At 42.8% G+C, this 23,063-nt stretch carries 3 protein-coding genes; 2 read left to right on the top strand and 1 reads right to left on the bottom strand.

Annotation, left to right across the window (positions count from 1 at the left end):
• The first annotated feature begins 71 nt into the window (after positions 1-71).
• A complete protein-coding gene (locus BG04_RS04575; RefSeq protein ID WP_211186121.1) occupies positions 72-965 on the top strand; it encodes a DUF4405 domain-containing protein in 894 nt (297 codons plus the stop codon).
• Positions 966-1,073: 108 nt separating this feature from the next.
• Positions 1,074-1,259, top strand: coding sequence for a Fur-regulated basic protein FbpA (locus tag BG04_RS04570; protein ID WP_034649488.1), 186 nt, complete (start codon positions 1,074-1,076; stop codon positions 1,257-1,259).
• Between the two features lie 65 nt (positions 1,260-1,324).
• Here BG04_RS04570 and BG04_RS30270 read toward each other — a convergent pair whose 3' ends face one another.
• On the bottom strand, positions 1,325-22,798 hold the full coding sequence (locus tag BG04_RS30270; RefSeq protein WP_034649490.1) for a carboxypeptidase regulatory-like domain-containing protein: 21,474 nt from the start codon (positions 22,796-22,798) through the stop codon (positions 1,325-1,327).
• Positions 22,799-23,063: the final 265 nt, after the last annotated feature.

Genomic DNA, 23,063 nt, shown 5'->3' with positions numbered 1-23,063 from the left:
TTTTCACCAACTCTGCTTACATTAAGAAATATGAAAAAGAGGTTGTTTTGACAAATACATAGCTGAGGAGAATGAATAGAGTGAAAAAGATGATGTACGTCCGGTTTGGACTGGATCTTTTAATGGCCGTTACGTTTGTTTTGTTTTTTAACAAACAAGTATTGGGAGGGTTAACGTTTCATGAAATTGCGGGGTTGGCGATTGCCGTCGCCTTTTTTACCCACGTGCTGCTAAACTGGCAGTGGGTAAAGAAAGTTACGGTTAAATTATTTGACCGCAAGCTTCCGCGCAGAACAAAGTTTGGTTACTTTTTAAATATCATGCTGTTGATTACAATGTCATTTATTATGGTAAGCGGTATTTTTATTTCAAGAGTAGTATTTCCGAATATTAATGTTGGCAATGAACAATGGTTTAAGATTTCGCATATTTCGGTATCGTTTTTAGTGTTAATTTTAGTAGCCGCTCACATAGGTCTTCATTGGCAATGGGTTATAAACGTATGTAAAAATATGACGAAATTCAAAAAGTCAAAGAAAAGCTTGAGCATAGCAGCTAAGCTTGCAACCGTTGCACTGTTAGTCGTTGGCATATACGAAATAAATGAGACGGGTTTTCTTGGAAAGCTTGGAAGAATAACGAAAGTACTGAATTTAAGTTCCTCAGATATACCGCAAAATGGCGGTGGGAAGCTGGATTTTGATCACCATTCATTTAGCGAGAACAAATCTTCTGCGACGGCATCTGCTGGTCACGAACGTCCGAACTTTGATCACGATGGCCGAGGTATGGAAAGAGAGATGAATGGAAAAGAAAGCGGCTTTGAAAGTCCGAATCCTTTTGTTGTAATCGGTACTTATTTTGCTATTATGTCGGTTTTTATTAGTGTTATTTATTATATTGGGAAAATATTATCGGAAGTAAAAAGACGTAAAAAAATGGCGGGTCCGACTGCAGAAATTTAAATAAAAATGCTTTCTATTTCACTGTTTTTTCATCGTGCAGAAGTAAAATCATTTGTGTAAAAGCAAACGCTTTGCAAAATTAATATGAGATAAACTTAGGTGGTGGAAATGGTGAAACAACACACACAGCCTGAAACGGAACATAAGAGAAATTGGTTTATTAATGCGCTATTGAACTTTGGTATTTATAAAAAAGGAAATCGGCACCTATACGAACTGACACTTCAAGAGTTAGAAGCTCAATATGTAAAAGTGAAGGCATTCATGTATAATCAGGGACCTCTTTCTCAATGATAAAAAAGCACTCAGTATATGAGTGCTTTTTTATATGTTAAGAATAACTTCCTTATCAAACTGCTTTAATTTTTATTGTTTTCGCTAGTGAAATTAAATTGATTAAGTTTAATTTGAATTTCTTTTTTGGTATGCGTTTTTATCCAATCTTGAATTTCAGAGACTTTCAGAGTGAAATTTTCTACTCCTTTATATTCTCCCCATTCTCCAATAACCCCATCTTCGCAGCGCGGGCGAATTTGGTTACCTTTAATGGTCACCACTACATCTCTTTCAGAGAGGAATTGCTGATTTAAATCAAAAGAGAAGAAAATACTTGCTGGCTGATTTCGTAAATAGATTAGTTGTGCAAAAAAGTCGGAGACGGTAATATCACAGTGCACCTTTGCATTTAAAGGTACTTCTAAAGCTATGCGTTCGTAGGAGCTTATTTGATAAGGCTCACTTATATATGAACCGTTTTCTCCCGTAATTTTAATTATTACGGTGATAGTTTTAACGAGATGAATTAGATGAAGGGTTCGATACGTTCCATTTTGAAGCTGCACTTGGATTGTTCTGCGTCTGACAGGTGCCAGTTCTCGGCAGGTGACTTTACAAACATTACATGTCACAACAGGATTAATTAAATCACATGGGTTAAATGGCGGCGGAGCTGGGTTTTTTGGTTTTAGATCAAAGGTTTGTAAGTCTAAAATCTCTCCAGATTTTACTGTTATCTGCTGTGGATCTGCAGGTATAAAGCCCGTAGCGGTTACAAGGATGGTATATGTGCCTGGCGGTATATCGTTAATTGTAAATCGGCCTAGTAGATCCGTAGTTGTACGACCAACTATTTGTCCTTCGGTGTTGATTACGTGAATCATTGCGCCAAAGATAGGTTGTTTGGTGTCGGCATTAATGACTTTTCCTGTAATTGTTGCACGCGATCCAATTGGATTAAGGCGGAAATCTGCTCTTTGCGTTTCGCCTTGTCTAATCGTAAGTGTGACTGATGGTGGTATGGCTTGATAACCATCTGCATCTACTACTACGGTATACGTGCCAGCTTTTAGCGACACAAAAGAATATTCTCCTGCTTCATTGGTAGTAGTAGAGGCTGCAAGCTGTCCTTGATTATCTATATCTAAAAGATTAATGCGAACGTTGGCAATTGGAACACTGGTCGAGTTATCGACGACTCGACCAGTAATAGCCCCTGTCGAAGAAGGTATTTGCTTTAGCTCAAAGGTTTGCAAGTCTAAAACCTCTCCAGAGTGTACTTTTATCCGCTGTGGATCTGCAGGTATAAAGCCTGTAGCGTTTACGAGGATGGTATATGTGCCAGTCAGTATATCGTTAATTGTAAAGCGGCCTAGTCGATCCGTAGTTGCACGGCCAACTATTTGGTTTTTGATGTTGATGACATGAATCGTTGCACCAAAGAGAGGCTGTTTGGTATCAGCATTAACGACTGTTCCTGTAATCGTTGCACCCAATTCAATTCGATCAAGGCGAAAATTTGCTACGATTGCTTCGCCTTGTTGGAACAGAGGGGTAAGTGTGACGGATTGTTGCTGAGTTTGATAACCATCTGCATCTACTACTACGGTATACGTGTTTGCTTCTAGTGATGCAAAGAAATATTGACCTGCTTCATTGGTAGTAGTAGAAGCTATAAGCTGTCCTTCGTTATCTAAAAGATTCACGTGAGCATTGGCAATTGGCAAACTTGTTGAGTTGTCGACGACCTGACCAATAATGGCACCTGTAAAAGCAGCTGTTGTTGTTAATGTAAAATTGAGTTCAAGCACTTCATTAGGGCTTAACTGTATTTGTACCGTTTCAGACATATAGCCAGAAGCGGACGCCCGCACAGAGAACGCTCCTTGTGGTAGTCCTTCAATAACATATTGCCCGTTTTCATCGGTTAAGCCAAAGCCTACTGACACGTCAACGGCGTCAAAGACTTCTATCAGCGCACCAATAATAGGCAATTTAGTTTCTTTGTCAACAAATCTGCCTATTAATGTGGCTGGGTTTCCATTAAGTGTGAAATTCACTTCTTTTACTTCATTTGTGGTAAGTGTCACAGTTTGTGCTGCTGCTTGATAATCTACATTGGATGTTACGATTTGATAAGTGCCAGCAGCCAGATTAGAAAGGAGGTAGTTACCGTTAACATCGGTTTGTGTTGTTGTCACGATCACTCCTGAAGCATTAATGACACGAATGCGCGTATTGGCTAACGGTGCACCCGACGAGCTATCTGTAACCTTTCCTCGAATGGTCCCCACTTGTGGCAGAAGCAAGAGATTAAATGTGAACGTCTGCCCACCGACTGCGAAGGCCGTTAAACCTTGTGAGCCAAACCCTGCCGCAGTGGCGATAATTGAAAAGGCCCCGTCTGGAATACTGCTGATGATAAATTGTCCTGAGGTGTCTGTAAAAACAGTTGCAAAAATCGGGCCAGAAGAACTTTGATAGCGGATGGCGACAGCTGCCCCTTGAATAGGTGATTTTGTTTGAGCATTTAAGACACTGCCCTTGATTGTTGCAAATAAGGAGCTTAGCTTTACATTTAACGAAGTTGTTTCTCCAGAATTAATTGTTGCTCCAGCAGACAATCGTTCAAAGCCTTCTGCAGTAAAGACCACTCGGTAATTTCCAGGGTTTAGTCCTTGGATTGTGTATTGACCGATAGCATTTGTAACTGCTGTTGCCACAAGGCCGTTAGTGAAATCAAATAGCTGCACAACTGTGTTGGGAATCTGATTTTTAGCTTCACTTTTTACGGTACCTGTTAAGAAACCAGGAGCCATGCTTAAAAATAGAGTAGTAGAAGTTATGCCGTTTGTTTGTAAAAGAACTGTTTTTGAATCTGCTCCAAAGTTGACTGCAGTAGCCGTGACGATGAGCGGTCCTGGTGGTAAATTCATTATCGTAAAGCTTCCACTTACATCTGTAGCCGTTACAGCTAAAACCTGACCTTCAAGCGTTGTGGCAGAGACGATGGCTCCCTGTATTGCCTGACCGCCTGCTAAAGTGACGACTTGCCCTGTCACCGTAGCTGGACTTGATTGTAACAGAATTCTAGCAAATGTGGCTTCATTTGCTGTGACTCTTGCTCCAATAACTTCCGTAATAAATCCTGACGCAGAAGCCGTAATAAAATAGTTGCCAGGTTCAAGATTAGGGAATGAAAACGTGCCGTCTGAATATCCTGTTGTGGTGAAAATGAGAAGATTATTGGCATCGAACAGGGAAAGGGAAATGCTAGAACCAACGATTGGCTGTGCTAAATTGTTTAAGACAACACCGTTAATTGAACCAAAAACTCCTGTAAGCATAATGTCTGCGATTTCTGTAGCGTTTGTTTCAATGATAGCACCTACTGCCTTAGTTTCGAAACCTGACGCAGTAGCAGAGATAGTATAAGAGCCGGGAGGTAAATCAGTAATTACATATCGTCCGTTTGAATCAGTGACGGTTGATGCAATAATAATACCTGTTACGCCTAGTAATCTTACATTTACAAAAGCGCCAGCAATTGGTTCATTGTTTTGGGTGGTGACCGTACCAGTCAATATGCCTGGATTTGGCTGGAGGACAAAGTCGACGTTTTTTCGTTGGTCCCCTTGAGCCAGCGTAAGGTCTGATAATACAGATTGGAATGCTGGTGCTGACGCAATCACTGTAAACGTGCCAACAGGGATGTTCCCAATGGCATAAAAGCCATTTTCATTTGTGATTCCATAACCGATAATCACTTGATTTTGATTAAGGATACGAACGGTAGCATTATTAATTGGTAAGCCTTCTAGAGTTGAAACAGTTCCTGAAATAGAAGCAAAGTTTGGTTGTAAGAACAAGTTGGCTATAGTGACTTGATTTGAAGTAACGTTAGCTCCAGTCGAAGCACTTGCATAGTTAAATTCTGAACCTACGACAACATAGCTTCCTAGCTGTAGTCCTGGGAATTGATAATTTCCTAGCTGATCTGTAACGGCAAAGGCAATAGGGCTTAAACTTTGATTGGGGAACAGGTTAACGACAGCACCTGGAACTGGCTGGTTCGTTACGACATCTCGTATGGTTCCTGAAATAATTCCAGGGTCAGCTAAAAGAGTAAAATTGATTGTGGCTACTTCGTTAGGAGCTGCTTCAAAACGAGTGAGGGCTGCTTGGAAATTTGGCTGATTGGCTGTAATTGTATAGCTTCCGGCAGTAAACCCTCTGATAAAGTAATTCCCATCATTATCTGTTTGCACTCTTCGGATTAGACCACTTTGGGTGTTGAAAAGTTGAACCAAGGTGTTTGCAAGGCCGTTTCCTTCTTCGTTAACTACACGCCCCTGTACAGTTGAAATAAAAGAAGAAAGAGATGCATTAACAATTTCAATTTCTCCAGCGTCTAACTGTACAGATGATATGTCTGATCCGAATAGAGGTGCTCCGCTAAAGACAACAGTGTAAGTGCCAGAGACGATGCCTGTTACTTCATAAAATCCGTTTGAATCAGTAACGGTTGTTGCAAGAATAGGACCAGATGGCGTTAGTGCGCGTATAACAACGCTTGTGTTTGGAATTGGCTGCCCGGCTTCTGAAGTAACGACTTGGCCTCGGATTATACCTGGATTTGGTGCAAGGTCAAATGCAATGATTGTATCTTGATTTGCAATAATTGTAAAACCGCGCAATTCGCTTCCGAATCCAAAGGAGCTTGCAACCGCAACGTACTTGCCTGGAGAAAGAGTTGGGACTGTGAAGTTACCTTGGCTATCGGTTACGACTGACAGGATAAACGTTCGATTTTCATCAAAAAGTTGTACGGTAGCCCCTTGAAGCGGAAGACCAGATGATGCACTTGTCACTTGCCCGATAAGGTGTCCGGGATTGGGTGACAGAGAAAGGATAGTAGTTGTTGTTTTTCCATTCGTGATAATGGCAGAAGTTGTGGCGTTTCCAAATCCAATTGCTTGTGCAATTATATTAAGTGAACCAGCTGGTAAATTTGGAATGGTGAATGATCCATTATCTCCGCTTATTCCTGTTGCGATGATGACGCCGTTAGATCTTGTCGCGGTAATGAATGCTCCAACAATTCCTTCGCCAGAAACACCATTAATTACTTGCCCGGTTAATGTTCCAGGTAAAGGAGTGAGGGTGACGACTACCTCTGTTGTCTCGCTATTTCTTACAATAGCAGAGACTGTGTTTGACGCAAAGTCAGATGCTCCAGCATTTACTAAATACGTTCCTGGTGCCAGGTCAAATACTTCAAACCGGCCATTGGATAGCGCAAGTAAAATTTGAACCACTACAAGGTTTTTATCAAAGATTTTTACTGGGATAAATGGTGTGGTAATCGGTACTCCTTGTTCATCTACGATTTGCCCTCGAATGCTCGGTGTTTTATCGGTGCCTGCTTCAGATGCCCGTGCAAGTGTAGCATTTAAGATAGTCGTTGTATTAGAGGTAATTTGTGCTCCTAGGCTGACCGCGTCGTAACGCTCATCAAAGAAAGAAACGGTATATTGCCCTGATGTTAAGTTTTGAATCGTATAGCGACCATCCACATTGCTAAAACCGGAACTTACAATTACACCTAACAGATTTCGAACAACCACATTCACTCCAACAAGCGGAGCGTTTGTATTTGCATCAATAACCGTACCCGTTAAAATGCCTGGGTTGGCAACAAGTATAAAGTTTACATCCAATAGACTTTCTCCTGGCAAGAGTGTTATTCCACTTGTAGCGGTTGAGAAGCCTGCAGCACTCACAACAATATTACGGATGCCAGGTGGCAACCCTTGAACAGTATAACGTCCATCAGACCCTGAAATACCTGTTCCCAACACAGTTTCGCTTTGATCAAGCACCCGAATTGAAGCATTGGGAATTGGGTTTTCATCTTGGTCCACAATTTGCCCAGACATGCTCGCAGGATTTGACTGCAGTGAAATATTTACTATCGATTGGATATTAGCGAATACAGATGCACCCGCACTTATTCTTGCAAAATTGGTTGCATTTGCCGAAATCGTGTAGCTGCCCGGCTGAATGCTAATAAAACGATATTGCCCATTTTCATCAGACACTGTATTTCCAATAGAAATTAATCCTTGGGATGGGGAAATATGGACAGTTGCGCCGACAAGAGGCAATCCGGTTTGAGCGCTAGTGACAATGCCAACAATAGATCCTGGATTTGACTGAAGTGATACATTAATGGTTGTTGTTTGGCTAGATGTAATTGCAAATCCGAGAGTTTGACGCTGAAAATCAGGATTTATAATAATAAGAGTGTAGGTTCCTGGCGATATATTCTGTATGCTGTATCGTCCATTAATATCCGTTTGCACAGTGCCAACCACGACATTGTCTGTATCAACGATCCGAACCAATGTGTTAAATAAAGGTTCGCCCGTTTCTGCGTTGGTGACAAATCCTTGGACTGCCCCAGGATTTGGTGGTAAAGATAGTTGAACAGCTGCCGTTTCATTTGAAAATACTTGAGTTGAAGCAGCTTGTGTTCCAAAGTTTGGTAAAGTAGCGATAACTGTATAAGTTCCAGGTGGCAGGTGAGGGATGGTGAAGGTTCCATTTCCATTCGTTGAGGAATTTGCAATGACTGGACCTGCTGGTGAAAATTGACGTATAACAATGCTTACACTACCAAGAGGCTGCCCCGTTTGTTGATTAAAGACGGTCCCTTCAACACTTCCCGGATTAGGAGAGAGGTTGAAGTTTAATGTTGTCACTTCGTTTACGGCGACATCCGTTTCTTGTACTAACGAGCCAAAGTTTTGATTCGAAGCGATGACTCGATACGTTCCTGGCGCTAAATTATCAGCACGGTATTGCCCGGTTTGATCTGTGACAACAGTTGCAACCAGTCCTCTCGTGAAATTAAATATTTGAATTGTTGCGCCTTGCAGCGGATCAGCTGTTTGTGCGTTTCGTACAGTTCCAGTCACCGATCCTGCCTGAGGTGCGAGTGACAACAGAACATTCCCAGTTGCTCCTGGCCCAAGCGGAACAGATGTCGAGGAGGAACCAAAACCAGGCTGGGTAGCAGTGGCTGTTACAATAACCGTATTTGGTGGTAGATTCCTAATGATAAACTGCCCATTAAGGTCACTGATAGCATTTCCAACGATAATTCCGTTCGCATCCGTAACGGTGATGATGACCCCTGTTAATGGCGAGGAAGTAACAGAATTTACAACTTGCCCCGTTACAGTTGCAGGATTTGGCGTGAGCCGAACAGAGACAGATGTAGTGGTATTAGCTCGAACATTTACGCTTGCAACTCCTGTTGCATAATTAGGCGCAGTTACTTGAATGAGATACGTTCCTGGCGCTAAATCAATAACGTTAAATGATCCATCTGCATTCGCAAGCAGTGTTTTTAACAGTGTGCTAGTTGCAGTAAAGACTTGAACTTGAATATTCGAATCTGTAATACCGGAGCCGTTTACGTTTGTGACGGTTCCAAAAACTGTTCCGGTAAGCGGAGACAATCCTAAATCAGCAGTTGTAGCGTCGTTAGCTTGCACAAATGCTCCAACCGTTGTTGTGCCAAAGCCTGAAGCTGTTGCTCCAACTGAATATGAACCCGGCGCAAGACCTTCAATCAAATAGCGGCCATTTTGGTCAGTGGTACCACTGTCTACAATGACATTTGTTCCGCCTGATGTTCGAACAACTGTAATGGCTCCAACAATTGATTGTCCTGTAGCCAAGTTGAAAACTCGCCCTGTAATACTACCAACCAATGCTGTTAACTGAATATCTACATTTGGTAAAGTTTGCGCAGGTGTTAATGTGACAGCCGTTAATTGAGTAGCGAATCCTTGTGCAGATGCAATAATAGTTAAGGTTCCTTGCGACAAGTTTCCAACTGAATAATTGCCGTTTATATCTGTGATGGCAGTTCCTAATACCGTTTCGTTCTGGTCAAGAACTCGCACGGTCCCATTTGGTATAACGTTACCACCGGAGTCTGTAACTGTTCCAGAAATTGTTGCTGGGTTTGAAGTTAACTGAATATTAGCAACTGTGGTGCTGCCTGCTGAAATTACTGCTCCTACACCGCCGCGTGCAAAGTCAGTTGCCACTGCTATAATATTATATTCTCCAGGAGCCAAGTTTAAAATTGTATATTGCCCATTTTCATTTGTTATTCCTCGGGCAATAGAGGTTATGCTTTGCGAAGGAAAGACAAGCACGATAGCGTTTGCAATTGGGCCTCCTGTAAAAAAGTCTGTGACCGTTCCTGTCAGCGTTCCTGGGTTCAGCTGTAAATTTACATCAACCGTCGTAGTTTGCTCGGGTGCAACAGTAAAGCCAACGGTCTGTCTTTGGAAGCCTGAACTAATGGCAACTAACGTGTAAGAGTCAGCAGGAAGCCCTCCTATTGTAAACAACCCTTGTGCATTTGTGAGAACTTCGTCAACAACTGTTCCATCCCTGCGAATTACGCGTACAATTGCTTCTTCAAGCGGTGCGCTTGTGTTCTCGTTTCTTATAGTTCCTTGAACGGTACCCGGTAACAGCGTCAGTCCAATGGTAACGGTTGAAACGTCATTTGGCAGTACAGTAGTTGTTGCAGCTTGTGTTCCAAAGTTTGTGGCTTGTGCAATGATAGTATACGATGCTGGCTGTAAGTCTGATATGGTAAATACACCTAACCCATCAGTCACAGTTGTTGCAACGATAGGACCTGCGGGAGAAAACTGTCGAATTTCAACGCTTGCTCCTTGAACGGGTTCCCCTGTTTGTTGGTTAATTACTGTGCCTGTAATGGTACCAGTAAGAGGAGTAAGTGATAGGATAATCTGTTGCGTCTCACCAGGGCTAAGAACTATTGTTTGCGGCGTGTTCACAAAATTTTGTGCAAAAGTAACAATGCTGATGGTACCAGCTGCAAGGTTTGTTAGCTGGAAATTTCCATTTATATCTGTGACAGCTGTGGCAATAATTTGCTCGTTTGAAGACGCAGTGATCGTCACTCCTTGAAGCGGTGTGTTCGTTTGTTGATTGACAACATTCCCACTAATTGTAGCAGGGTTTGGCGTTAATGCTATAGCCACAGTGGTTGTTTGATTGGCTGTGATCGTAATTGGAATACTGTTTGCTGCATAGTTCGGTGCTTCTGCAATAACAGTGTACGTTCCAGGATCTAGACCAAATACCCCAAATGTACCGTCTGGTTGAGCCGTGACGGATTTGAGTAATACGTTATCATCAGTAAAGATTCGAAGGAAAATATTTGATCCTGTGATTGGATTTCCATTTATATCCGTTAAAAAACCAGCCAGAGTACCCGCGTCTGCTAATAAAGCGAAGTTTGCAGTTGATGTCTGGTTACTAGCGACGGTGAATGTTTGTGTTTGCGTGCCAAACCCCGTTTTAGTGACGGCGACGGAGTAATTTCCTGGAGGCAAGTTTTGTGCAAGATAAATTCCTTGTTGATCCGTATTTACAGTTCCTACTACTATCCCGCCGTTTTCTTGCTGAAGAGAGCGAATGATAACTGTAGCACCTGCGACTGGTGTTGCGGCTCCACTACTTGTTACTTGCCCAGTAATAGTTCCTGTAGATGTCTCAAGAGGAATATTAAAATTAGATAACACTTGAGCAGGAGCAATGGTTACACCTTGCGTATTTGTGGCAAAACCAGATGCGCTTGCAATAATGATGTACGTTCCTGCTGCAACGTTACCGATAGTGTAGTTACCAGTAAGGTCTGTGCTACCGATACCTATTACGTTTTGGTTTGAATCCAGTAATCTAACCGTTGCGTTGGATAATGTGTTACTTGAAAAATCAGTTACTCGGCCTGAAATAACACCAGGAAGCGGTGGGGATTGAATTGTAATTGTTGTTGTGTTGCCAGAAGTGACAATGGCACCTGCTACCGCTGACCCAAAGTTTGTTGCTTGAGCTACGAGGCTATATTCACCAGGTGCTAACCCAATAAAAGAAAAGCTTCCATTTTGATCTGTTACTGTGTTGGCAACAGGAGTCATACTACCAGATTGAAAGACTTGTAGAACTGCTCCGGAGAGCGACGTGCCAGTTTGTGCATTAACTATCGTGCCGGTAATGCTTCCTGGATTTGGCTGTAACGAAATATTTTCTGTAACAGTTTGATTTGATGCAATAGTAACACCGTTTGTGAGCTGCTGGAATTGAGGGTTTGCTGCCACGATTGTATACGTTCCAGGTGCCAACCCTTGAATGCGATAATTTCCGCTTATATCTGTTTGTGATACGGTAACAAGAACGCCGTTGACATCAAGTATGCGCAGAAGTATATCTGCTAGCGTCTGACCTGTTTGAGCACTGGTGATGGTTCCTTGAACAATACCAGGATCTGGAGATAAGTTCAGTAGAACAGTCGAGACTGAGTTTGATTGCACAAGTGTAGAGGCAGATTCTGTTCCAAAGTTAGGGTCCGATGCTACCGCTGTGTAAGCACCAGGTGTCAAATTAAAGACGGTAAATTGACCTTGAATATTAGTTGTAATAGTTGAAATGATTGGTCCAAAAGGAGAAAATTGGCGTATTGCAATACTTGCACCTGCAATCGGGGCACCAGTTTGTTGATTAAATACACTGCCTGTAATAGTACCGGGGCCCGGCGTTAAGTTAAAGTTAAGAGTAGTGGTAGCTTCAGAAGTTACTTGAGTATCTTGAGTAACGGCTCCAAAATTGTTTGCTGTTGCAATTAATCGGTAAGAGCCGGGTGCTAGATTTTGATATTGATAAACACCGCTTTGGTTTGTTTGCAACGTGGCGACAAGTGCTCGTGTAAAATCGAAAATTTGAACGGTTGCGCCTGCAAGAGGGGCCCCTGATTGCGCATTGAGAACTGTCCCTGTAACGGTGCCCGGTGTAGGTGTTAAACTTAATGTTGTAGCTTCAATTTCGCCTGGTGTTAAGATAACGGACTTTGAATCATTGCCAAAACCTCCTGTAGCCGCCGAGATATTAAGCGTAGCTGGTGGAAGGTTCAAAACGGTAAAGTTTCCATTTAAATCAGTTGCTCCAGATCCTACTGCGATGCCGTTTAAGTCTGTAATCGTTATAAGAGCCCCATTAATCGGTGTTCCTGTACTGCTGTTTAATACCTGACCAGTCACCGCAGCGGGATTTAGCTTAAGCGTAATATTTGCTTCAGTTGTTTGATCTGAAATGACAACAGCATTCGTTGTTGCGGTAACAAAATTTGGAACAGTAATAATCAATGTGTAGCTGCTTGGAAGCAAGTCTAGTATGTCATATGTTCCATCATATTGAGCAAGCAATGTTTTTAAAAGAGTGCCGCTTTGATCAAATACTTGAATTTGAGTGTTCATTCCTAGAACAGGGCTGCCGCCAGCATCTGTAATGGTTCCTGTAATTTTTCCGGCATTTGGAATGAGACTAATATTGGCTAAACTTGTTTCATCGCTTTGAACGACCGCTCCTACACTTATGCTTGCAAATCCATTTTCAGATGCTACAACCGTATATGTTCCAGGTGCTAAGCCACCGATAAAGTAGTTTCCATTTTCGTTTGTGATGCTGTTGGCAACAATAACGCCAACGCCTCCTACAAGCCGTACTACAACAATTGCGCTTGAAATGGCTTCACCAGTCTGCGCGTTTATAATTTGCCCCGTAATATTTCCTGAATTCGGGTTTAATGAAAAATTAATGTTTTCTAATACATCACCCGGTTGAAGAGTAATACCGCTAAGCTCGTTGGAAAAAGCAGGTGCATTCACTACAATAGTTTGTGCGCCTGGGGGTAGATTACTAATAACGTAGTTTCCATTTTGATCTGTTAAGGCAGTGCCTAATACAGTTTCATTTTGACTAATAACACGAATGCTCGCATTTCCAATTGGTGCTCCATTTATGCTCGTAATGCTTCCACTAACGGTAGAAGGGTTAGCTTGAAGTTCAATGTTAGCCACTGCTGTTTCATTTGAAAAAACAACTGTTCCTACAGCACCTCTTGCATAATTGCGTGCATTTGCTACTAGAATATATTCGCCTGGTGCCAGACCGCCCATTTGAAACATTCCATTTTGATCTGTAAGTGCGTTTGCTATAGGAACCAAACTTTGCGGAGGGAAAAGTTGAACTGTGGCTCCGTCCAAAGCTAAGCCGGTTTGTTGGTCGAGTACCCTTCCTGTGATTCTTCCTGGGTCTGGAAGGAGTGTGACGTTAACAGTTGTAGATGCATCAGAAACAACTGAAAACCCAATTGCTTCTCTTTGAAAGTCAGACGCCACTGCAATTAAAACATAATCGCCAGGAGCTAATCCTTCTGCTCGATAATTCCCATTTCCATCTGTTTGCACTTCTTGAATAATGACACGATTGCTATCTAAGATACGAGCAAATGAATTTGTTAATCCTGCGCCTGTTTGAGCATTTGTGATTTGTCCTTGAACGATTCCTGGATTTGGAATTAATGCAAGTGAAATATTAGATACACTGTCTGATTGTACAATGGTTGAGGCAGCTTCGCTTCCGAAGTTTGGATTCAATCCAACGACCGTATATGTTCCAGGTGCTAGATTATTCACGGTAAATATACCGTTTTGATCGGTAGATAATGCAGCAATAATTGGACCTGTCGGCGTAAATTGACGAACGATAATCGAAACGCCTGCAAGCGGACTTCCGGTTTGCTGATTCATAATTGTACCTTGAATACTTCCTGCATCAGGAGGTAAAAAGAAATCCAAAACGGTTTGTTGATTAGCGACGACCATAGCTTCTTGGACGGTGGAACCAAAGCCTTGAGCTGAAGCAATGACTCGGTACACATCGGAAGAGAGATTCTGAATTTTATAAAATCCAAATGTGTCAGTCATCACAGTTGCAATAATTCCTCGAGTAAAGTCAAACACTTTTAGCGTTGCACCAGCAATCGGTTCACCTGTTAGCTCATTAACTATAGTTCCTTCAAGTCTACCAACTTCTGGAGACAGAGAAATCGTTATCTGTGCCACTTGACCTGGTGTAAGAATAACAGATTGAGAGAGGCTTCCAAAATTATTGGCCGTTACGGAAACATTAAGCGTTTGGGAAGGGAGGTTTAAAATACTGATAGATCCATTCGTATCCGTTACTCCACTCCCAACAATCGTTCCGTTTGGCAAGGTAAACGTGACAATGGCACCTGGAATTGGTTCACTCGTTTCTCCACTAACGACTTGCGTTGTAACCGTAGCAGGATCTGGCTGCAGTGTCGCCACTAAAACAATTGTTTGTTCAGAGGTAACCGTTGCACTGAATATGCCAGTTGTAAAGTTAGGCGCTGTAAAGGTTAACTGATAAGAGCCAGGTGGCAAGTCAACGACAGTAAACGCTCCATCGCTGTTGGCTAAAACAGACTTGATTAAATGTCCGTTTTGATCAAATACTTGAATCTGAATATTATTTCCTGTAATCGGATTGCCTTGAGGATCAATAATTGTTCCGCTAATAACACCTGCAAGTGCTGTTAATGGAACATTGGCCGTTGCAATCGTATCACTGACAACGATCACGCCTACCGTATTTGTTCCGAAACCAGATTTGCTAGCTGTTACAAGGTAGGTTCCCGGAGCTAAATCATTTACATGGTAGTTTCCATCTACATCTGTTGTTGCGTTTGTAACGATAATTGAACTTGCCCCTGTCTTACGAATAACAATGTCAGCGCCTGCAATAAGGGCTCCGTCTTGAGCATTAACCGTTTGACCTTGAATATTCCCAGAGTTTGGTGTTAACTGAGCGCTAAAATCTGTAATAATCTGTCCAGGTGATAATGTTACACCAATGATTTGAGTGCCAAATTCGGAGGCAGAAACGACAGCGCTTTGTGAACCGGGTGGTAAGTTGCCAATTGTAAAATGTCCGTTTTGATCCGTGACTCCTGTGCCAAGAACAGTTTCATTCTGGTCAATAATCCGAACGGCGGCACCAGCGATAGATGTTCCATTGGTAGAGGTAATGGTTCCGCTTAAAGCAGCTGGATTTGGTGAAAGAAGCAGAGCAGCCGTTGCCGGTGTATTTGGAAATACCCCTGTTCCAACTGCTGTCACAGTGTAATTTGATACAGTAGCCTCTACTACGTAATCTCCAGGCTGAATGCCAAGGACGGTGTAACCTCCGTCTTGGCCTGTAATCGCACTAGCAATTGGAATCAAACTTTGAGCAGGGAAAATTTGCACAGATGCTCCTGCAATTGGCAAGCCAGTTTGAGAATCAATGACTGTGCCTGTAATCGTTCCTGGGTCTGGTGTTAACGCCGTATTTACAGTTATAACTGTATCGGAACCTACTATTGCACCAATAGTACTGCTTTGGAAATTATGGTTTGAAAATACTAGTGTATACGTGCCAGGTGCCAGACCAGGCACAAAGTAATTGCCGTTGCTATCAGTCTGAACCGTTGCTACTAAAATTCCGGCATCGCTAAGAATATTAATTTGTGTATTTAGAGCAGGCTCCCCAGTCTGAGCAGATGTAATGAGCCCTTGAACTGCTCCAGGGTTTGGCAGTAGCGCAAGTGAAACGATTGAAACTGTATTTGACTGAACAAACGTTGTAGTGCTCTGGGTGCCGAAATTCGGATTAAATACAGTGACAGCATACGCTCCGGGTCCCAAGTTTAGCACTGTAAATTGTCCGCTGCTATCTGTTGCCGTTGTTTGAACAACTGGCCCAGCAGGAGAGAATAGCCTTACGACCACTGAAGCGCCTACGATGAGAGCTCCGGTTTGTTGATTAACGACTGTGCCAAAAATCGATCCAGCATCAGGTGTTAGAACGAGATTGACTGTCGATGTTACATTTGAGGTTACCTCAACGTTTTGTACCTGTGTACCGAAATTTGCAGAAGTGGCAATCACTTGATAAAAGCCAGGTGTCAGGTTCTGAATTTGATAAAGTCCGTTACGATCTGACAAGACAGTTGCAACAAGTGCTCCTGTAAAGTCAAAGATTTGGAGAGTGGCTCCAATAAGGGGGGCATCCGTTTGTTGATTTATCACAGTCCCGCTCACAGATCCAGGATTTGGCGTTAAGGTTAATAATGCAGTTCCTGTTGACCCTGCTGTTAAAATTACAGAACGAGAGTCTGAACCAAAATTTGTTGCTACGGCTGATACAATAATGGTTGTCGCCGGTAGATTTGGAATGGAAAAGTTTCCATTTTGATCTGTAACAGTACTGCCGATTGGCAGCCCGTTAAGGTCAGTGACTGAAACAATGGCGCTCAAAATAGCATCTCCCGTGGTTCTGTTTACTACTTGCCCATTTACATTTCCAGGATTAGGTGTAAGCGGAACAGTAAGCAAGGTTACTTCGTTTGCTGTAACAAATGCACCCACTGTATTGGCTGCATAGTTCGGTGCCGTAACCGTTAATTGATAAGAGCCAGGAGGCAAGTTTGTAATAGAAAACGTACCGTCAGACTGTGCAGCTACTGTTTGAAGTAAGACGCCGCTTTGGCTAAACACACGGATTTGAGTGGGGATATTGACAATTGGATTTCCTCGAACATCTAAAACGGTACCGGAAATGGAACCAACAAGTGGTGAAAGAACGATATTTGCTTGGGTAGCTTGATTGCTGATAACAATTGCCCCCACTGTGTTTAACGCATAACCAGTCGCAGAGCCTGTGACGGTATAAGAACCAGGCTGTAAGCCGTTTATCTTGTAGTTTCCAAACTCATCTGTTGTAGTTGAAGCCACCACAACAGGAACTCCGGCGACTGCTCGCACCATAGCGATGGCACCAACAATTGGCATCTCTGTATCCGCTGTTATAATTTGCCCAGAAATGCTTCCCGAATTAGCTGTAAGAGTGAAGTTCAAATTCGTTACCACTTGCCCTGGAATTAAAATAACGCCGCCGAGCTGTGTAGCAAATCCGGGGGCACTTACAATAATTTCTTGATTTCCTTGCGGCAAATCGGTCAGAGAATAGTTTCCAAACTCGTCTGTAACGATGGTTCCCAACACAAATTCATTTTGATCTAAAATACGCACGGACGCATTTATAATTGGTTCGCCTGTATCTGATCTTACTGTCCCGGAAACAGTGGCAGGAGTAGGGACTAAGAAAATAGTAGATGAACTTGTGTCATTAGAGAGAACTGTTACGCCAGTAGACGAAGTCGCGTAAGTTTGAAATGACCCGATTAGAATATAAGAACCAGGTGCTAACCCGTCTAAAAAGTAATGACCGCTACCATCGGTTACGAGGGTAGCGATTGGATTTAACCCAAGAGCAGGGAAGACTTGAATAGACGCACCAATTAAAGGAGAGGCGGTTTCTGCATCCAACACTTGCCCTGTAATTGACCCAGGAGAAGCAATAAGATTTGTATTGACCACAGACGTTTGGTTTGGCTGAGAAGTAAAGCTTAACGTTTGAGATTGAAACGTCGGGTTTGTAAATGCAATCGTATAATCTCCAGCCGTAAATCCTGCAATTTGATACAAACCGTTAATATCCGTTTGCGCTTGTGTGACAAGAATCCCGTTTGCATCAATTAACTGAATCAGCGCATTAATAATCGGATCTCCGGTTTCTGCGTCTGTTACCGTTCCTTGTACCGTCGACGGAAGCTGTTCTAAGCCAAAGTTTAAAGCAGCTGTTTCACCAGGAGCAAGCGTGACGGATGAGGCTTGTGATCCAAAAGCAGCATTTACAACAATAACCGTAAAGGTTCCTTGTGGTAAGTTTGATGCTGTATAAAAGCCATTAGCGTCGGTAACAGAGGTGGCAATAATAGGACCGGTTGCGTTAAACTGGCGAATAATTACATCTGTTCCGCTGAGCGGCGTACCAGTGGCACCGTTCGTAACAGCGCCTTGAATGGTTGAAGGGTTTGGTTCCAAAGCAAAGCTTGCAATGGCCTGTGTGTCTGAAACTACGGTAAAACTAATGGTTCCACTTGTATATCCTACAGAGGCAGCAATGGCTGTATAGAGCCCGGGCGCTAATCCAGATACTAAAAATTGTCCTTGAGCATTCGCAGACACCGAAACGGCTGGCGCGCCTGTTTGATCAAAAATTTGAATGCTTGCTCCTGCAAGGGTATCCCCGTTATTACGGTTAACAACAAAACCAGACACACTTCCAGGGTCTGGCGTAAGGGTAAGTGTGGTAGTGGTCATTTGTCGCGGCGATAAAATGACAGCCCGCGAGTCCGTTCCAAAGTCTTGGGCTCCAGCGCTTGCAACAAATGAGCCGGCCGGTAAATTTTCAATAACAAACATTCCGTCTTGACCAGACGCGCCTCTTCCGATTAGTAATCCCGTATTTGAATTAAGGACAGATACGATGCTTCCTGCAATACTTATTCCCGTTTGTTGATTAATGACTTGCCCTGTCAACGTTGCAGGAGATGGTTGAAGTATGACGCTTGTTTGAACTTGTTGATCTGCTTGCACTTGTATTCCGATCGTCGTCGCTTGGAATGCAGGTGCTGATGCATTTAGTACGTAGCTTCCTGGAAAAACATTAAAAAAGGCAAACGTACCATCTGATTGAGCAAGTAATGCTTCAATAAGAACACCATTTAAATCAAGTAAACGAACTTGCAAGTTTGGTCCGGTAATCGTTGTACCTGTTGAGTCAACAAGCTGACCACTGATTGAACCAGCTAATTCGTTAAGTGCAATACTGGCCGTTGTCGTTGTATCACTAGAAACAATTGCTCCGATTGTTTTTGTTCCAAACGTAGGGAACGAAGAGATCACGGTATAACTCCCAGGTGCTAATCCTTGCACAAGAAAGTTACCCGACGAATCAGATGTCACGGTTGCAACGGCAACACCTGAACCGATTGCTTGACGAATGACAACCGTTGAACCAGCTAACGGTGCTCCTGTTGCAACATCGGTGACTTGCCCGCTGATTGCTCCTGGATTTGGAGTAAGAGCAAAGTTTATGTTGGCTAAAGTACTGCCGGGGCTTAGTATAATTCCGCTTGTTAAGTGCCCGAAACTTGGAGCTGTTACAAGAACTGAAAATGAACCTGGAGGTAAATTTCCAATTGAATACGCACCATGGGCGTCAGTTCCGGCTGTTGCGAGAATGGTTTCATTAGCATCAAAAATTTGAACGGAAGCGTTTGGGATAGCAGCGCCACCCGTATCCGTAACGACCCCTGAAATAATAGAAGGGTTAGGAACTAAAGTGAAATTCACACTGGTTGCTGTATTGGAAGAAACAATTGCTCCTGCTGATTGAACGGCAAAGTTTGGAGATGACGCAATAAGAATGTAATTACCTGGCGCAAGATTTGAAAATTGATAGTTTCCACTGCCATCTGTCAATACGCTTTGAATAAAGATATTTTTAGCACTGTAAAGCGCAACTACTGTATTGGGCTGAATAGGAGAAACGTTTCCGGCAATGAGTCCAGGTTCAGGAGGTAAGCTCACATTTACAACTGTGGTTGTATCAGCTAATACAATTCCCCCGGCTATGTTCGTTTGGAAGTTAGCTGCGTTCACTGCAACATGATAATTTCCTGGAGGTAACCCTTCAATCATATAAATTCCTTGACTATCGGTAAAACCAACCTGAACTTGAACATTACTTTGGTTAACTACACTTACGCCAGCCCCGACAATAGGATCTCCTGTAGTGCCGTTTACAACTTGCCCGGTAATTATTCCTGGGTTAGGAGCAAGTGAAACATCAATATTTGCTTGACCTCCTGGAGACACAGTGATGGTTGCAAAACTCGTTTGGAAATTTGGTGCGGTCACAACGAGCGTGTACGTTCCAGGAGCTAATTGCGGGACAAGAAAGTTACCTTCTGAGTTGGCAAAGACAGTGGCGATAACAGATCCGTTTGTATCCAAAATTCGTACTTGGATTTGAGCACCGGCAATCGAGTCACCCGTTTGTTGATTTCTAATGGTTCCGGTGATGGTTACCGGATTAAAAGCAAGCGTAAAGTTTAGCGTTGTCGTTTGATCGGATCTAATCGCAGTTCCTTGACTCGAGCTTTGAAAATTTAAGGCGGTCGCCGTTACAATATAGCTCTCAGCGGATAAGTTTGGAATCGTATAAACGCCGTTTTGATCTGTTACTGCTGAACCTATAATGGCACCGCCGACTGTCGTTCTGACATTAATGGTAGCACCTGCAACGGTTGCTCCAGTAGAATCCGTCACCGTTCCAGTTAAGGTACCAGGATCTGGAGTTAGGGAAAAGTTTACGGTTGTTGTCTGGAAAGCAACAACCTGGGCACCTGCTACTTTAGACTGGAAATTTTGAGCGATGGCTGTGACCGTGTAGCTGCCCGGAGCCAAATTAGGAAGGACATACGCTCCCACTTGATTTGTCGTAACAGAAGCAACCAAGCCGTTATTTAAAAATACATTAACCACTGCACCTGCAAGCGCGCCGCCTTGACCGGAGGTGATGACTCCATTAATGACACCAACTAAACGGTTTAGAGCGGCATTTAACGTGGTTGTTTGATTGGATTGAATAATTGCTCCAATCGTTTGACTGCCAAAACCAGGTTGCCCAAAAGTGACAGTATAGCTGCCCAGAGCCAAATTGGTCACACTGTACTGACCTTGTGCATTTGTTGTTGCTGTTGCAACGGTAATACCGCCTTGATTAACTACATTAACTGAAACACCTGACAAGGAAACGCCCGTTTGAGCATCGTTTACAGCACCTGTCAACGTCCCTGGAGAAGGTTGAAGGATAACGTTTTGAGTTGTTGTTTGACTGGCTTGCACTGTAAAACCCAGCAAGGTGGTTTGGAAGTTTTGAGCTTTCACCCGTAATTGAAATGTGCCTGGTGCAAGTTGATTAATGGTATATTGGCCTTGCGCGTTGGCTGTCACGGTTGCGATTACATTGTTTCCTGAATCGAGAACTTCCACAACGGCTCCTTGAATAGGTGTTCCGCTAGCATTTGATACAACACCTGTCACAATTCCCGGAGAAGGAGCCAGGGTGAAATTAGCTGTTGTCGTCTGATTGGATGTAACGGTAATACCGAGTAACTGTGATTGGAAATTCGGTGCACTGACGGTCACGGAATACTGGCCTGGATTGACATTTGAAAGTGTATATTGACCTTGTATGTTAGTTGTCGCGGTTGCTGCAACCGTATTAAATGCATCAATTAAATTAATAGTAGCACTGGCAACAGGTGTACCTCCTGTAGAAGTAACGGTGCCTGTTACTATCCCAGGGGAAGGCTGAAGAGTCACATTGATGATTTGTGTTTGCCCGGCAGGAACGGTTGGCGTGCGCGTAGCAGTTACGAAATTAGCAGCGATGAAGTTAAGCGTGTACGTTCCGCTAGCAAGCTGAGTAAAGCTGTAGTTTCCCACGGCGTTCGTTTGAGTAGTAGTAATGAGCACATTGTTTTGATTTCTGAGTTCGACCGTTACCCCGCTAAGAGGTAATCCAGTTTGACCAGATGTAACTTTTCCTGTAACAGCAGCTGCTGCAGCTGCTTCAATATTATTAAAAGCAGTTGCATTTGTTAACTGAAGGCCTGTGAAGTCATCAGTCCCCGAAGCTGTAACTGTATTAAGTCTCCTTGTTCCAGAAGTAGTGAATGTCCCAATTACGGTGTACGTTAACGTAGCCGTTTGCCCGGCAGCCAGGTTCCCTATTGTCCAAGACAGCGTTCGATTGCTTGAATTAAAGACTGTTGTTCCGGCTGATGTATTTATACTGCCTATACTTGAAAATTGGTCGAGACTAAATACGTCATTTACAACCACTTGCCTTGCGAGAGCCCGACCGTTATTTGTCACAGTAACAGACTGTGCCCAAGTTGTTAGAGAGCCTGTAAAAACAGATGTAGGTCCTGAAGTAATGGTCTTGGCTGCAGTTAAGTTAGCACGGACGTCCACATCTTGAGGAGCGACAGGATTTGTTAATGCGTTAACAAATTGAAAGCCTTCAGACGTTTGTAAAGAATCTTTATTGTAGTTGTTTGCATTAGCGGAGGAGAAAATAATAAATTGCAGCGGTGAAGTAGTACTAATTCCTAAAACTCGAAAAAAGTCAGCAGCGGGAAATTGAAAATCAAGAAAATAATCGGCATCTCCGCCGAAATTAGACCCATCGTTTGTCACCGTGACGCGAGCTACATCAAAATTAACAATCGGACGTGAGAAGGTAGGGGAACCGCGTCCATCTGTTCCTTCGGCAGGGTCATTCCATGAATTGAATACACGCGTTGTGTTTTTAACAAGATTGATTGTATTATCTAATCCATTTACGTTTGCTAACCAGTCGTAGACGCCAGGGTCTCCGGATGTATTAATCAAGACGCCCCATGCAAAGTTACTAAAACCTGTATTTTTAGAGCTTCGCGGATCACTATTCAGCCGAATTCGGAAATAAATAGTTGTTCCATCATAAGCAGCAAATGCAGCTGGGAACTGTGTATTTCCCACAATATCTGTGGAGGCTGGAGATTCGTCACCTACTACATCATAAATAGGCTGATTGCCTATAAAAATAGGTTGGAATTGGGTGTTAGATGGAAAAGCCATTTTTTGCACTCCTTTTCAAATTTATCTTTACAACGTATTAAGTAGACAAAAAGTTCGTGAGATATTATACATATTTTTTGGGAAAAAGCTTCATGATAATTAATGATTTGAGCTGGAATGAAAAGTAGTCCAAATTCATGTGAATTTTATAAATATCGTCATTTTTTAGTAGAAGGGGCAAAAGTCAAATTCATTGACAGGTAAAATTGTACATATTAAAATTACAGTATATTTTAAAGTTACAGTTTTAAATGACACATATTAT

The sequence above is a fragment of the Priestia megaterium NBRC 15308 = ATCC 14581 genome (assembly GCF_000832985.1).
Taxonomy (GTDB): Bacteria; Bacillota; Bacilli; order Bacillales; family Bacillaceae_H; genus Priestia; species Priestia megaterium.
This window is presented reverse-complemented; position numbering and strand designations above follow the sequence as displayed.

Bases quoted from the DNA above. Each gene is read 5' to 3' on its own strand.
- BG04_RS04575 (WP_211186121.1), top strand. From the start codon at position 72: ATGAATAGAGTGAAAAAGATGATGTACGTCCGGTTTGGACTGGATCTT.
- BG04_RS04570 (WP_034649488.1), top strand. From the start codon at position 1,074: ATGGTGAAACAACACACACAGCCTGAAACGGAACATAAGAGAAATTGG.
- BG04_RS30270 (WP_034649490.1), bottom strand. From the start codon at position 22,798: ATGGCTTTTCCATCTAACACCCAATTCCAACCTATTTTTATAGGCAAT.